The following is a 13613-nucleotide window of genomic DNA, read 5'->3' on the forward strand; positions in this document are numbered from 1 at the left end:
GGTACGCGGCTCCTTACTCGTCGAGGGTGCGCAGTCCCGGCTCGGCCGGCTTGGTGTCCGGCGCCGTCGGTTCCCGCTCGAACTGTCCGGCGGCCGGCTCGTGCGGCGGGGGCTGGAATGGGTAGTCGAGGCCGTACCCGGGGCCGACCTCGGGCGCGGCCTCGGCGGCGAACGCGCGGGCGGCGAGGGTGGTCGCCGGCGGGTCGGGGGTCTCGTTGGGGCCGTAGGTGCGGCGGGTGAAGCCGCCGAGGCAGTTGCAGATCACGCCGCTTGTGCCGGACTTCTGGCGTGCCTGCACGCGGAAGTACACGAGCTGCTCAAAGTCGGCGCGGTCGAGGGGGAACGACCACCATTGCGACTTCCATGCAACGTCGTTGGCGGGGGCGGTCACGCTGCCGGTGCCCATGTTCGACCAGTTGGCTTCACTGCTGAGGCGGTACTGCACCTGTACCTCGCAGGTGCTGCCCCCGCCGGCGCCGAACTCCAGTTGAATGGAGGCGACGGGATTGTGCGCCTGCACTCCGGCGAACCAGCAGCCGACGAACGACGAGCTCGTAATGACGATGTCGGTGTTCAGCCGCTGGAAGGGCAGCGGTAGCGCGGGCGAGCCGATACCTCGGCCCGAGGTGGTGTCGTCGCCGATGACGATGTGCCCGTTGCGGTCCCAAAGGCTGATGGCCTGCGTCATGGCGCCGCCGGTCTGCGCGGTTGGATTCGCGCGGATGGTGAACGCCGTTGTGCCGTCCTCGCGCTGCATAGCGATGCCCTGCTGCGGGGTGCCGTCGGGGTGGTTGTAGAACGGGCCGAACTGACCGACGCCGAACAGACCGACCCCGCTTGGCGAGTAGACCTCTAGCGAGCCGCCCTCGGCGATCTTGACTTTCCCGTTGGTGATCTCGTTCAAGGCGGGCCGGATGTTGGCGCGGCCGGTCAGGGTGCGCACCTCACGCTCAAGGGCACGGATGCGGTCGAGCAAGTCCTGCGGAATCGCGGCCACTTAGGGAGCCTCCAGAAACAGGCGGGCGGTCTCGGGGCGGCCCCGGACCGGTGGGGAGATAGCGAGGCCGACGACGCGATACCGGGCGTCGAGGCCCTCGGCGAACCAGTCGTCGCGGATGCGCAGGCGGATAGTCGCGCCGAGCAGCGCGGGCGAGAGGGCGACGCGGTCGAGGGCGACGGTCACCTCGGGGATGGTGAGCGGGCGCCGTGCGGCGGCCCAGTCGGCGCGGGCGTGCGCGTCGAGGGTGGGCTGCTCGGCCACGGTCGAGTAATCGCTCGTGCCGTCGAGGCGCGGCCAGCCGGCGGCGAGATCCTCGTCGGCGACGAGCAGCTCGGACATGAGCGGCAGGGACTCTTGCGTCTGGTTTCTGTTGTCGGACGCGCCGCGCGCCTGCCACGCGTTGGCCTGCACGCTCGCGTCGATGGGCCACCCGTAGGACGTGACGGGCCCGGGGTGGTCGAGGACGATCTCGCTCGTGCCGGTCTTGATGGTGGGCGAGCCGAGTTGCAGCCGCTTGACGCGTCGTCCGCTGCCCGGATCGCGGAAGCTCGCGATCCTCCACTCGAACCCGCCCTCGACGGCGCCGAGTTGGTCGACGAGCTCGCGTATACGCGGCTGGTCGTATCTGCGGTACGTGCGGTCGCGCAGTACGCCGGAAGTCTCGGCGCCGTACTCGATGCCGATGTCGCCGCCGGGCATGTTCTGCGCGTAGTCGAGCAGGCCACGGACGATGTCGAACTGATCGGTCGTGGTGGCCTCTTGGGTGTGGAAGACGACGCGGTGATCGAGGTAGCTCGCCCATCCGGCGCCCTGTACCTGGAGACCGAGGAACCCTCGGGCGTCGCTGGTGATGTTGGCGGTCCACACGACGCCGCCCCACCAGATTTCGCGACCGCGCTCGATCCACAGGGCGGTTCGTCCGGGGGTGACGGCGGCGCGGGCGCGGGCGGCGAGCTGCCGGTTCGGCAGTGGCACGGTCACGTTCGCAGCGCCGGTCTTGCCGATGTAGTCGTCGAGTGAGACGTCGGTGAGCGGCAGCGCGTCGAGGACCTGATCGGACCGCAGATCGCAGAACAGGGCGCGATAGATGACCGGGGCGGTCAAGGGCCACCCCCTGTCATGCGTCGAGTGGGTACTGCACTCCGGTGAGCGAGGCCCAGACCGTGAGGCCGGTCGAGGGAATCAGGCGCAGCAGTCCGCCGGTCTGAAAGTCGGCCTTGATGTCGACGCCGCCGGCCGCGATCGGGACCGACACGAGGTTCGCCGGACGTGCGGCGGCGGGAACGGCGGCGGCGAGCGGGTACGCGTTGTTCGGTGGCGTGCCGGACGTCGCCCACGAGACGCCGCCGCGCCACTGCATGTGAGGCACGCCGGCGATGTCGATCCGCCGGTATCTGACGGGGCCCTGCGCGTTGCCGTTGTTGGTGTAGCCGGACGCGAGGGTTACCGCCGTCCAGCCGACGGACGGTTCGAGCGCCTGCCAGGCCGTGCCGTCCCACCGGTCAAGGCCGGTCCCGTTGTCGCGGTACTGCCCTACATAGGCGCCGGCGAAGGACAGGCCCCAGCCGCGCGGGATGATCCCGCCGTACGAGGCGGTGTAGCGGCGCCGGTCGGCGAGCGCGCTCGCCCACGTGAGGCCCCCGGTACCGGCCGAGGCGCCCGCCGGTACGGTCACGTCCCACAGGCGCAGACAGGCGGGCGGAAGGGTCGGCGCGGTGGGGGTCGCGGTGGCGTCGCCCTGGACGAGCTCGACGCGGGCGAGGGTCTGCTCGCTCGTGTCGTACAGGCCGTCGAGGACGCGCAGCACGACCGAGTCGATACGGGTGAACTGCGCGTTCCCGTCGGCGACGGTCAACGTTTCGGGCGAGGTCACGGCGACCGGATAGGCGCCCTGCGCCGCCGTCCCTTGTACGAGGGCGCGGCCGGTGGCGATCTGTACCTGCATTCCCGCGCCGGTCGCGTTCAGCGCGCTTCCGCCGGCGATCACGCCGTCGCGCGACGTCATCGCCGTCTCGGGCGCCATCGTGCCGAGCGGGGCGAGGCGGGTGTCTTCTCTGGTCTGCCCGGTGGGCAGCAGCCATGCGGCGCGCACGGTCACGGTAGGCAGTCCTCCTTACCAGTAGGCCGAGCGCCACCGGAGCGAACACGAGGCGCGCGGGTCGACGGACCCCGGGGCGGCGCGAAAGGACAGCGAGGCCGTGCCGGGGGTGAGGGTGAACGTGTTCTCGGGGACGCTGCGGGCGGTCACGGTGTAGAGCCGCGATGCGGTCCGGTTGAGGGTGACCGTGCCCTCGCGGGTGTCGACGAGCAGCACGTCGTCGGCGGCGAGCTCGATGTCGTACTCGATCACGTCGCCCGTGGCGAGGTTGGTCAACGAGGGCAGCGCGACCGGGCCCCGGAAGGTGATCACAGGGTGCGCGGGGGCGTCGCCCTCGTTGACCGTGACCACCGTGCCCGTGCTGCCCGGGGTGCCGAAGTCGAGCGGGGTGTCGAGGTGCTCGGGCCCGGGGTCGAGGTGCCAGTCGAGGCCCGGCTCGGGCATCGGCAGACGGGTGTCGACCTGCTGCTCGGTCAGGCCGTAGCGGCGCGGGTCGGTCGCCTCGAACTGGAGCGCCGCCCCGGTGACGACACCGACCCCGTACCCGCCCGTGCCCACGGGCACGGCACGGCGCAGGCAGCGGGCGAACGCGAGCAGGGGCGGGGAGTCGTCGAGGAGAATCACGAGCGGCAGCTCGTCATCGCGCAGCGCCGTTGCGGCGGACAACTCCCGTACAGCAGCCCCCATCCGGCCCGGATCGGTACGGATCACGACGCCGTCGAGCGTGACTATGCGGGACTGCGCGAGCAGCCGGCCGAGGTAACTGCCGTGCGCATCACTGCGGTTGACGTTGCCCGAGTCGAGGCCCGGGGTGTCCTCCCATCCGGCAAGCGTCTTCCACCCGTAGGCAGTGGACGGACCGAGCAGCAGGTCGCCGAACTGGACATGCCCGGGGGCGGTGACGAGGTCGCCGGCGGCCATCGTCACCCCCTGCCCTTGGCGTGCCAGGCGAGCGCGGCGGCGGTCTCGTCCGCGCCCGCGCTGCCTGCGTGCCAGTTCTCAATATGGAGAGCAGGCCCGTAACCGCCCGAGCCATACGCGGAGTTGGCCGACGGGATACCGCCGACACTGAACTGCGGTGCGGCGGGAACGGGTACGAGGCTGCGCATCGTGCGGTCGATGGCGGGGGCGCCCGCACGGATGCCCTCGACGATGCCGGCGGGAATGAACTTGCCGATCTTGTCGCGCATCAGGCGCGAGGGCGAATGGATACCGAGCGCCTTTGCGATCGGCCCCGGAATCAAGTCTTTCGCCCACGAGATCAGGGTCGACTTAAGCCATGAACCCATGGACTTGATACCCGCCCACAAGCCCCGGATCAGATCCTTGCCCTTGTCGACCAGCATCGTGCCGAAGCTGCCGAAGTAGCCGACGATCCGGCCGGGCAGTCCGCGCACGTAGTCGAGCAGCTCGCCCGCCTTGCGCGCGGTGCCGTCCTTGATGCTCTGCCAATGCTTGATAATCAAGCCGGGCAACGTCCAGTTGAGGAAGAACGAGACGAGCCGTCCGGGGATGCCCTTGACCCAATCGACAATGGCGGTCCAGACGCGGAGCGTTCCGGCCTTGATCGAGTCCCAATGCTTGATGATGATTCCGACGAGCGTGAAATTCAGGAACAGGTCGAGCAGTAGCTGACCGATGCCCTTGATCTTGTTCCAGACCCATTCCCACGCGGTCTTTGTCGCGGAAACAATCGTGTCCCAGTTGGCGACGATCAACGCAACGATGCCGATAACTGCCGCGATCACAAGGGCAATTGGGCCCATCGCGAGCAGCCAGGCAGCAGCCATGCGGGCGCCCTGGATCAGGGACTGCGTGCCCATGAGCAGCCAGGCGGCGACGACGCGTATTGCGGTGGCGGCGGCGCCCGCGCTCTGCGCGATCCATCCGGCGAGGATGACGGCGTTCGTCGCGAGGAACCGAGCCCCCGCGGTGACCCCGGCGGCGCTCTGTGTGGCCCATCCGGTGACCACGGCGACCGTAGTCGTACCGGCCTGAACAGCGAGGCCGACCAGGGTCGGCAACATAATCAGCGTGATCACGCCGGCGGCGACCGAGAAAGAGGTCGAGTGCTCGCTGACGAATCCCGCAGCCGCCTGGAAGGCGCCGCCGAACCTGCCGAGGTAGTCGGCGCCCGTGGTCAGCGCGGGCACCACGTACGTACCGAGGACGTCGACGACCTTCTGCATCGCGCCGCGCTTGAAAGCCTCGAACTTGGTTGCAGCGTTGTCGCGCATGGCGTCGCCGGCCGCGTCGGTGGCGCCCTTCACATCGCCGAGCTTCTTTACCGCCGTCGACGGGTCGAGCTTGAAGAGTGCGCCCTGTAGATCCTCGGCCTTGGTGCCGAAAAGTGCGACGGCGGTCGCATTGCGCTTGGCCGGATCTTCAATGGCCTTGATGCGTTGCAGAACGTCGCCAAGTGCCTTACTGGCCTCAGGTCCGCCCTTGGTGAAGACCTTCGCCATCGTGCCGGCGTTCAGGCCAATGTCCTTGAACGCACCGACACTTGTGGTCGACATGTCTTTCGACCGGATCGCGAATTCCTTCAAGGCGTCGGCGACCGTGTCGGCGTCGCGCGCGCCACCCTGCAAGCCCTGCTGCATAAGGCCCATCGCGGTGGACGCGTCGAGCCCCAAGTCGCGGAATTGCGTGCTGTATTCCGAGAACGTGTCGAGCAAGTCCTCGGCGCTATTGGTGCCGTTCTGTGTCCCCTTGACGAGGACGTTCATTGCCTCCTCGGCGCTCTTGGCGACGCCGGTTTTCAGCATCGTGCCGACCGCGCGGGACACGGCGGACACGTCCTCGCCCATGACCGAGGCCGTATCGGCGACCTGCGTCGCCATGGCCTTGATTTGCCCCTGCGTCGCCTCGGGCGGCAACAGGCCCTGTTGGGCAACGCCCTTGAGGATCTCGGCGCCGTCCTCGACCGAGTCGACGATCGCGCCCGAGTAGAGCTGTCCGGCGACCTTGCCGTATTCCTTGGCGACCGGGCCGCTCGTCCCGAGCTGCGCCTGCAACTTCCCGGCGATCTTGCCCTGCTCCATGGCCTGGCCGAGGCCGGCCATCAGGGCGCCGCCGATCGTCGCGCCGATCGCGGCGGCGGCGAATCCTTTCAGCGCGGTGCCCATGCCGCGCGAGGCCCGCTCGCCCCCATCGGCGGCGCCGTCGGCGAGACCGTCGCCGAGGTTGTCGCCGGCCTGCTGTCCGGCCCGGTTGGCAGCGGCGGCGATCTGGTCGCCGCCCGCCTGCACAGCAGCACGGGCGCGCTGCATTCCAGCGCCGGCGCCGGAGTCGTCGACGGTGACGGTTGCGGCGAGCTCGCCGACCATGAGCGCCACGGCTCGTCACCTCCCGGGGGTCGTGCCTCCCGGGGGTGCGGGAGCGGCGGGCGGAGGTGTGAGCACGCGGGCGAGGCGGGACTCAGCGGAGAGAAGAGCGAGGATGCGCAGCCGGAGCCATCGCCAAGAGCGGGTGCGCAGCACTACGGGGTCGCCGAGGTCGATGCCGTAGACCTCGTGCAGATCAGCCTCGACGAGCGGCCACTCGGACAGAATCCGGGCCCAAGTCAGGTCTTGCGTTTGCCCTTTGGCTTGGCGCGGGTGGGCGCCGGGCGGGTACTCGTACCACTCGAAGAGCCCCGAGACCTCGTCGTACTCGCCGCGTCCGACTGGCGACGTGCTGCTCGGTTCGGGGCCAGTCGAGAAGGGTCGCCGGCCGCGTTCCAGAAGCGTTCGGCCGCGCCCTTGTCCTGCGCGATCCACACCATGGACGTGAGGGCGGCGTGCTTGAGCGCGGGCCACGGCACGCCGTCGGCGACCATCTGATCGTGCGCGGTACCGAGGACGTCCCGGTACAGATCGCGCTCGGCAGCGTCGCCGAGCACCTGCTCGTCGACCTTCCCGCCATCGGCCGCCACGGCGGCGGCATTGATCAGTGCCTGCGTACGCAGTCCGACCTCGGCTGTCGGGGCGGGCACGGTGTAGAGGGTGCCGCCGATCGGCAGGGGCAGGGATTCGACGAGCAGCTCGTCGAGTGCCTCGAACGCCACTACGCATCACCCCCGGCGGTCTTGAGCGACTTGGTCTCGGCGGCGAACGTGCCCCCGCCGGCGCTGGGGTTGGTGATCTCCTTCAAGGGACCGGAGCCGGTAAAGGTGACCTTGATCGTGTCGACCTCGTCCGGCCCGCCCCCGTCCGGCTCCCAGGTGACCAGGGCCGTGCCCTCCTGCGCGTCGGCGGCGCCGTTGCGGTCGTAGTAGCGAATCCGCACGTACGAGGCCGCACCGAAAGACATCGCCGCCTTGCGCAGCGCCTCTTGGGCGGCGTTGAACGCGCCGGTCGTGGGGTGCGCGCGGTGGGCGAGTGTGGTCTCGATGGACCACGCGAGCATGGTCACGGCCTGCTCGACCCATCCATCGGTGTCATACGTGCTGACGTCCTGCTGCGTCGGCTCAACCTTCGGCGTGAACTCCGTGATTCCGGGGACCAAGCTCCAAGCCGGGGTGCCGGTGGTGCCGGTGTCGAGTTCGAGGCGGTAGCGGCGGGCGAGGGCGGTTATCGTCTCGGCCGGCGGCGTCGGGGTGCTCAACGGGGCGCCTCCTATTCGAGGTTGGGGTGCGCCCGGTGGGCGCGGGCGTAGTAGTTGCTGGTCCGCTCCCAGCGCCCCGAGCCATCCGCACCGAGCGGCGCGGCCGAGACGCGATAGACGAGCTGCACGGGAACGGCGCCGAAGCGGTGAGGGCCGGAGCCGTGCAGCACGGCGTGCGCCTGGTCGTCGAGCGCGTCGACCTCGCGGGGGTCGGAGCTCGCGCGGGTGCGCACCTGAACGCCTGTTGTGGTGTCGGTCAGCAGCGACGACTCGGCGACCGGATACGCGGAGAGGCAGACGACGCGGTCGGGGGCGGGCGGAAGAGCGGCGATGGTGATCGCGGTCTCGCCCGGGGCGTATACGCCGTCGGGCCGGTAGATGCCGACGCCGTGCTCGTCGAGCAGGCGGGCGAGACCGTCGAGGAGATCGACGGTGTAGGTCATCAGCGCAGCGCCCGCCGGACCTGTGCGGCGATCAACGCCTGCACATCGTCGGCGACTTCCGGCAGCACGCTTTCCAGGTACTTCGCACGGCGGCCGGGCAGATGGCGCGCGGTCATGTCCTCGTGCACGCGCACGGCGTACGGGGTGTCGTAGGAAACCGCAGCCGTCAGGTTCTGCTCGTCGACCGAGGCGGCGCCGGAGCGTTCGAGGGTGCCCTCGTTGATCGGCACACGCTGCCGAGAGGCGGCGAGGGTGTGCTCGGCGGCGAGCAGCAGACCACGGGCGGCGGCCTGCCGGATCGCGTCGGTTGCTGCCTGGCCATGCCAGTGCAGGCGGGCGCGCTGCGGACTCATTCGCAACTCACCTCCGTACACGCCGGAACCGGGAGACCGGGCGCGGTGTGGTGGGCGACCGAGAGTGCGGTCGTCACGCGTCCATCGGGCAGGGTGAGGCGCGAGCCGGCCGGACAGACGAGGTCGGGGGCGGCGATGACCTGCGCGGTCGAGGTGACCTCGCGCCCGTCCGGGGCGCGGACCATGCGCACCGTTTCGGCGACGAGCGCGGGCACGTCGGCGACCGAATCGCCGTACCGGGGCCCGTACGCGGAGTCGCCGAGGTACGGCTCGACGGTGACGCGGTGACGCAACAGGAACGAGGGGACGCTCACCACGCGATCACCCGCCCCGGGGTAAGTCCGGCACGGCGCAGCGTGCGGTCGGCACGGGGCGCGAGCTCGACCCCGGACGCGGCGGGCGGCGAGCTGCTGCGCCCGGACAGGGAGACAGGCCCGATCGAAACGGAGTCCCACCGGCCGGCCGCCCCGGTGCCGTCGTCCCCGGTGGCGAGCCAATACTCGGCCTGCGCACACGTGGCGTCGGCAAGCGCGGCAACGATCGCCGGCTCGGTCGGGTCGCCGTCCTCGTCGACCGGGTAGACGGCGGTCAGCAGTGCCGAGTCGATGTCCTCGGACGCTCGGGCGAGCAGCCGCTCGGCACCGGTCGGGGCGGGGGTGCCGGTCCATGCGGCGAGCTGCTCGGGGGTGGCGTACGGGCGCCGCACGCTCACCCCCTCGACTTGGACCGGGCAGCAGTGCGGCCGGCCGGCTTGTCGTCGACCGGTTCGACCTCGTAGCCGTGGCGGCGGAAGTACAGCAGCACGCCCTCGCCGAGCTCGTCGGCACTCGCGCGCCCATCGGTGAAGTGGACGCCGGCGATCTGCTCGTCGCCCTCGTGCGGCGCAAGGATCAAGTAACCGGCCATCACTGCACCTTGATGTTCCGCAGCACAGCCGCCGCTTTGGTGGCCTTGAGCGCAACGGCGGCCGGGCCGAGCTCGACCTCGCCGGTCTTCACGGCGCCCGCAGTGGTGAAGTCGGGCAGCCACTGCCGCACGAGTTGTCCACCGACTGTGGATACTCCGTGGAAACCGTCGAGACCGAGCCGCACGGCGTACAGGTCGGACAGGCCCGATATCGCGGTACCCGCGCCTGCGCCGTCGACGTCGCGGGACTCGATCGGAATCACGGGCGTGGTGGCGCCGGCCTTGTCGCCGAGGTCCACCAGGGCGATGCCGTTGTACGTCTCGACGTTCACGCCGAAAGCGTTGGGCGAGCGGTCGTAGTAGCCGGCCCGACGCGCGAGGGAGCGTACGCGGGCAATGGTCTTCTTGTTGCCGAAGAGGGCCGACGGGGTGCCGTCGAGCAGCGCGAGGAACTCGTCGAGGATGTCCAACGCATCGTTCGCCTTGCCCGCGTCCGAGCCGATCGTCGCGCCGGTCCAGTCGAGCGAGGCGCCCGCGCCCATCTCCGTGGTGGAGCCGACGAGGGCCTTGTCGAGACCGTCGAAACCGGCCTCGGCCCCGGGGGTCGTCACGCGCTTGCCGTTGATGACCTGATCGCTAAAGAACGCGTTCGCGCTCTTGATCGTCTGGCCCATCTGAAACGTGGCCTCGTTGGTCGCCGCCGCGCCGAGGTTGGCGAGGACACGGTCGATCTCGAACGCGCCGCCGAGCGGGGCGAGGTCGACGGTGTAGCGCTGCCGCTTGGCCTGCGCCTTGGGGTACTCGGTGTTCAGCGCACGGAACTGCGCCGGCCGCTCGGTGATCAGGCGCGTGTATCCGTAGGTGAGGGTCGCGCCCCCGCCCGCAGGCGAGACGGCGTCGTCGAAGGTCATGTTGTCGAGCAGCCAAGACGACTTGCGGAACTCGTCGATCACGGTCAGATCGAGGTCGTCCTGCGTGTTCAGCTTGGCGTCGGCGAGAGTGATCGCCATAAGTACAGGGCTCCTTGGGGTCAGCCGCCGAGGCGGGCGGCGATGGCGTCGTGCAACGTGGCGGGCTTGCGGTCACCGGTCGGGGCGCCGTTGAACTCGGCGCCGCCACGCGCGGGCCCCGTGGGGGCGGCGCGGTAGAGGTCGGGGTCGCCATCAACCGCGCTCTTGATCGCGGCGGCGAGGGCATCGGCGAACCCCTTGTCGGCCGGGTCGAGATCGGCGACCGCAGACAGGAAGGCGCGGGAGTTCAGCAGCCGGTCGGCCCGCGCGCCCTGCTCGGTCGCCGTCTTGTGTGCGGCGAGCTCGACCTGCGCCGTACGGAGCTGCGCGGCAGCGTCGGCGAGCTGCTTGTCGCGCTCTGCGACGGAGGCGGCGAGCTTGGCGGGGTCCTGCTCGGAGCCGTCGGCGTCGGGGTTGAGCGCCTTGTTCACCGCGTCCAGGGCGGCGCGCAGCTCGTCGCGCTCGGCGCTCATTTCGTCGGCGCGGGCGGTGGCCTCGGCGAGCTGCTGCTCGGCGGCCGGATCACGTGCCGGCGGTGCGGGCGGCGTGCCCGGGTCGGCGTTCGGCGCGGGGTTCGGGTCGCCGGCCGGAGCGGGGTCGCCGCCCTCGCCCGAGCCGCCCTTGATGGGCCAGATCGGGCGGCCGTCGCGGCGGAAACCGAGGGCGGCCTCGCCCGTGCGCGGATGGGTCGGCAGCGCGTCGTCGAGGGTGTGCTCGGGCATGTCGGGGCGTACCTCCGGGGCATGGAAAAGGGCCCGCCGATGACGGGCCCGAAGAGAGGGAATGGCGGCGGCGGCCTAGCCGGTGGGCAGGGCGCGCGCCTTGGCGAATCCGCGGACCCATGCCGAGCGGCGCAGGTCGCCGGACGGGTAGGGACACGAGGTGATGGGGGCGGCGCCTCGTCCGGCCTCGATGCCGGCGAGCAGCGCGCGCACGAGGGCGCCTCGGGGGCCGATCGCGATCACCCCCTAGAGCCGGTTCTGCTGCGTGTTGCCGGAGCGGCGGGCGGTCTCGGCGGCGCTGCTGCGCTGCCCGGTGACCATCTCCTCGTACTCCGCCAACGTGGTGCGGGGGTTGTCCGCCCACCAGCGTTTGAGTTCTTCCGAGGCGCGGGCGTAGGCGACGTGCGCGGGTCCGGAGAACAGAGAGATCGGGTCGACGCCGGCGAGCTGCGCGGCCTTGGTGAGCATGTAGCCGTTGGTCGCGTCCTCCGCGTCGAGTACCTGCGCGTACAGGTGCTCTTGGTACATCTCGCGTATCTGTGCGCGGGTGTAGGCGGTGCGCTGCTGCATGTCGGCGTACTCGCGCTCGGCGATCCATCGCTCGGTGGCGGACATGCCCGCGTACCAGTCGACGGAAAGGCCGTTCCACGCGTCCGCGTCGGCGGCCGGGGCGAGCACCTCGTCGACGGTGGCCCGGTCGGCGAGCTGCCCCTCGACTCGGTGCGCCCCTGCTGCGTCGGGGAGTTGGGCGGGCGGGTACCGGCGGTCGATCTCGTCGACGATGCGCGTCGCATCCGTGGGGGAGGCGTAGCGCACGGCCCACCCGAGCACGTCGTCGCCGACGCCGGACAGGTCGCCGGCGAGGCGCCCGGAGGGGAAGACGTCGGCGAGCAGGCGGCGGCGGTGGATCTCGGCGCCGATCGCGCTTCGGTCGTCCTGGAGGTTGCGGGCGCGGGCGGCGAGCTCGCGTTCGGACATGCCGACGAGGTCCCGGCGGGCGCCGGGCAGGGCGGCGTCGACGTCGCGGCGGTCCATCTCCGCCATGACGCGCAGCATGTCGCCGTCGCCAAGGTGAGTGGAGACGCGGGCGAGCTCGTCATCGCTGAACTCGGCAAGGTTGCCTGCGAGTTGGCTGTTCGGGCGGATGCGGTCGAGCAGCATCTGCTCGTCGCGGCGGTCGCCCTCGGTACGGATGCGGTCGAGGTCGCGCTGATCGAGCACCCCGGGGCGCATCGCGGCGCCGAGCTGCTCGTCGCTCATCTCCGGCAGCGTGCGCGCGTCGCCGGAGCGGACGCGCGCGGCCTCGAACGGATCGGAGCCCGGACCGGACGGCGAACCGGGGCGTCCGGCCGTGCCGCCGCTCGGGGGAAGGTTGCCGGCGCCGGGCTGCTCGCGCTCGCGCCGCCGGATGAGTTCAGGATGGTTGGCGAGGTGGTCGCGCTGCTTCTTCTGCCAGGCGCGCACCTTGGCCTCGGCCGCGCGCTTGCCCTCGGGCGTCGGCGAGGCGGCGGCGCGGTTCTTCCACTTGCGTATGCCGCGCTCGATCGCCCGCTGCTTCTGTGATGCGTCGTAGCCGTCGGGGTCCTCGGAGTGCTCGACCGGCGCCCGGGTGACCCCGGGCAGGTAGGCGCTCAAACTGTGGCGGCAGTTGGGGTGTTGGAAGCCTCGGCGCCGTGCCTCGTCGACGCTGCCGAGGATGTGCACGCGCACGAGCTCGTCGTCGACGGTGGCGTGCTCGACCTCGACCGAGCGGGCGCCGTCGGGCCCGGACAGGCTCAGCACCTTGCCCTCGAACGGGTCGCACAGCGGGCAGTTATGAGGAGCGTTGGAAACGATGACGAGGTCGAGGCCGGCCGCGCGCAGGCGGTCGCCGTGCCCCTCGACCGCAGCCCTGCCGGTTGCCGTACGCGTGGCCATCTCGGCGTAAGACGTCATCTGCCAGGCGCGCCCGCCCTTGTCGACGAACGTGCGCAGACCCCGGTCGGAAAACCGTTCCATCGCGCGCTGTGTGGCCTGGCGGCGGGTGTCGATGCCGAGGAGCGGCGTCGCCGATACCTCGCTGATCACCTGCCGGTATCCGTCCTCGACGCCGCGCAGAATTCCCCGGTGCGTCTGCGTGACGAGCTCGGCGGTCTCGGCGGCGAGCCGGTCGACCGCCCTCGTGTTGGGCGTCGACTCGGCGATGCGGCGCAGGTCGTCGTCGTGCAGTGCGCCGAGCTCGGCGAGACCGGCTCGGGCTCCGGTGGTGTACGCCTCGGCGACCGCGTCGAAGACTTCCAACTGCACGGCCGAACCGAGGGCGTCGACGACTCCCTGAGCGCCTCGGCGCAGGGCCTGAATGTCGCGCAGCTTGGCCGTGGCCCACCCTGGGGCCTCGAACCCGTCGGCGAGCTGCCGCGCGACGATGCCGAGCAGCCGCTGCTCGGCGTCCGCGTACAGGTCGCGGACGCCGGCCGAGAGATCCTCGACCATTCCGGGGTGGATCGGCACGGCG

16 protein-coding genes are annotated in these 13613 nt (G+C 70.9%); all 16 read right to left on the reverse strand.

What is annotated here, in order from left to right:
* Positions 1–13: 13 nt before the first annotated feature.
* A complete protein-coding gene (locus N4G70_RS17180; protein WP_261713513.1) occupies positions 14–997 on the reverse strand; it encodes a hypothetical protein in 984 nt (327 codons plus the stop codon).
* Positions 998–2104, reverse strand: a complete 1107-nt coding sequence (locus tag N4G70_RS17185) for a hypothetical protein (protein ID WP_261713514.1) — start codon at positions 2102–2104, stop codon at positions 998–1000.
* A gap of 13 nt (positions 2105–2117) precedes the next feature.
* Positions 2118–3098, reverse strand: coding sequence for a hypothetical protein (locus N4G70_RS17190; protein WP_261713515.1), 981 nt, complete (start codon positions 3096–3098; stop codon positions 2118–2120).
* Positions 3099–3113: 15 nt separating this feature from the next.
* Positions 3114–4019, reverse strand: a complete 906-nt coding sequence (locus N4G70_RS17195; protein ID WP_261713573.1) for a phage tail family protein — start codon at positions 4017–4019, stop codon at positions 3114–3116.
* Positions 4020–4021: 2 nt separating this feature from the next.
* On the reverse strand, positions 4022–6427 hold the full coding sequence (locus N4G70_RS17200; RefSeq protein ID WP_261713574.1) for a phage tail tape measure protein: 2406 nt from the start codon (positions 6425–6427) through the stop codon (positions 4022–4024).
* Positions 6428–6663: 236 nt separating this feature from the next.
* Positions 6664–7146, reverse strand: a complete 483-nt coding sequence (locus N4G70_RS17205; RefSeq protein ID WP_261713516.1) for a hypothetical protein — start codon at positions 7144–7146, stop codon at positions 6664–6666.
* Positions 7146–7685 carry a phage tail tube protein gene (locus N4G70_RS17210; RefSeq protein WP_261713517.1) on the reverse strand — a complete coding sequence of 180 codons (540 nt, stop codon included), beginning with the start codon at positions 7683–7685 and terminating at the stop codon, positions 7146–7148. Before N4G70_RS17210 ends, N4G70_RS17205 begins: the two co-directional genes overlap by 1 nt.
* Before the next feature lie 11 nt (positions 7686–7696).
* A complete protein-coding gene (locus N4G70_RS17215; RefSeq protein WP_261713518.1) occupies positions 7697–8128 on the reverse strand; it encodes a minor capsid protein in 432 nt (143 codons plus the stop codon).
* On the reverse strand, positions 8128–8481 hold the full coding sequence (locus N4G70_RS17220; RefSeq protein ID WP_261713519.1) for a hypothetical protein: 354 nt from the start codon (positions 8479–8481) through the stop codon (positions 8128–8130). The genes N4G70_RS17215 and N4G70_RS17220 overlap by 1 nt, the downstream gene beginning before the upstream one ends.
* Positions 8478–8795, reverse strand: a complete 318-nt coding sequence (locus tag N4G70_RS17225) for a hypothetical protein (protein WP_261713520.1) — start codon at positions 8793–8795, stop codon at positions 8478–8480. The genes N4G70_RS17220 and N4G70_RS17225 overlap by 4 nt, the downstream gene beginning before the upstream one ends.
* A complete protein-coding gene (locus N4G70_RS17230) occupies positions 8792–9187 on the reverse strand; it encodes a hypothetical protein (protein WP_261713521.1) in 396 nt (131 codons plus the stop codon). Before N4G70_RS17230 ends, N4G70_RS17225 begins: the two co-directional genes overlap by 4 nt.
* Positions 9188–9189: 2 nt before the next feature.
* Entirely contained in the window at positions 9190–9387 is a 198-nt protein-coding gene (locus N4G70_RS17235; protein WP_261713522.1) for a hypothetical protein, read from the reverse strand.
* Entirely contained in the window at positions 9387–10397 is a 1011-nt protein-coding gene (locus tag N4G70_RS17240) for a major capsid protein (RefSeq protein WP_261713523.1), read from the reverse strand. The genes N4G70_RS17235 and N4G70_RS17240 overlap by 1 nt, the downstream gene beginning before the upstream one ends.
* Positions 10398–10417: 20 nt before the next feature.
* Positions 10418–11119 carry a hypothetical protein gene (locus N4G70_RS17245; RefSeq protein WP_261713524.1) on the reverse strand — a complete coding sequence of 234 codons (702 nt, stop codon included), beginning with the start codon at positions 11117–11119 and terminating at the stop codon, positions 10418–10420.
* A 75-nt stretch (positions 11120–11194) separates the two neighbouring features.
* Positions 11195–11362, reverse strand: a complete 168-nt coding sequence (locus tag N4G70_RS17250) for an Rmf/CrpP fold protein (protein WP_261713525.1) — start codon at positions 11360–11362, stop codon at positions 11195–11197.
* Positions 11363–11365: 3 nt separating this feature from the next.
* Positions 11366–13609 carry a phage minor capsid protein gene (locus tag N4G70_RS17255; RefSeq protein WP_261713526.1) on the reverse strand — a complete coding sequence of 748 codons (2244 nt, stop codon included), beginning with the start codon at positions 13607–13609 and terminating at the stop codon, positions 11366–11368.
* Positions 13610–13613 lie beyond the last annotated feature (4 nt).

This window comes from Streptomyces sp. ASQP_92 (assembly GCF_025399895.1).
GTDB lineage: Bacteria > Actinomycetota > Actinomycetes > Streptomycetales > Streptomycetaceae > Streptomyces.

Excerpts from the sequence above, each read along its gene's own strand:
- N4G70_RS17195 (WP_261713573.1), bottom strand. The coding sequence starts at position 4,019 with ATGGCCGCCGGCGACCTCGTCACCGCCCCCGGGCATGTCCAGTTCGGC.
- N4G70_RS17200 (WP_261713574.1), bottom strand. The coding sequence starts at position 6,427 with ATGGTCGGCGAGCTCGCCGCAACCGTCACCGTCGACGACTCCGGCGCC.
- N4G70_RS17215 (WP_261713518.1), bottom strand. The coding sequence starts at position 8,128 with ATGACCTACACCGTCGATCTCCTCGACGGTCTCGCCCGCCTGCTCGAC.
- N4G70_RS17220 (WP_261713519.1), bottom strand. The coding sequence starts at position 8,481 with ATGAGTCCGCAGCGCGCCCGCCTGCACTGGCATGGCCAGGCAGCAACC.
- N4G70_RS17235 (WP_261713522.1), bottom strand. The coding sequence starts at position 9,387 with ATGGCCGGTTACTTGATCCTTGCGCCGCACGAGGGCGACGAGCAGATC.
- N4G70_RS17240 (WP_261713523.1), bottom strand. The coding sequence starts at position 10,397 with ATGGCGATCACTCTCGCCGACGCCAAGCTGAACACGCAGGACGACCTC.
- N4G70_RS17245 (WP_261713524.1), bottom strand. The coding sequence starts at position 11,119 with ATGCCCGAGCACACCCTCGACGACGCGCTGCCGACCCATCCGCGCACG.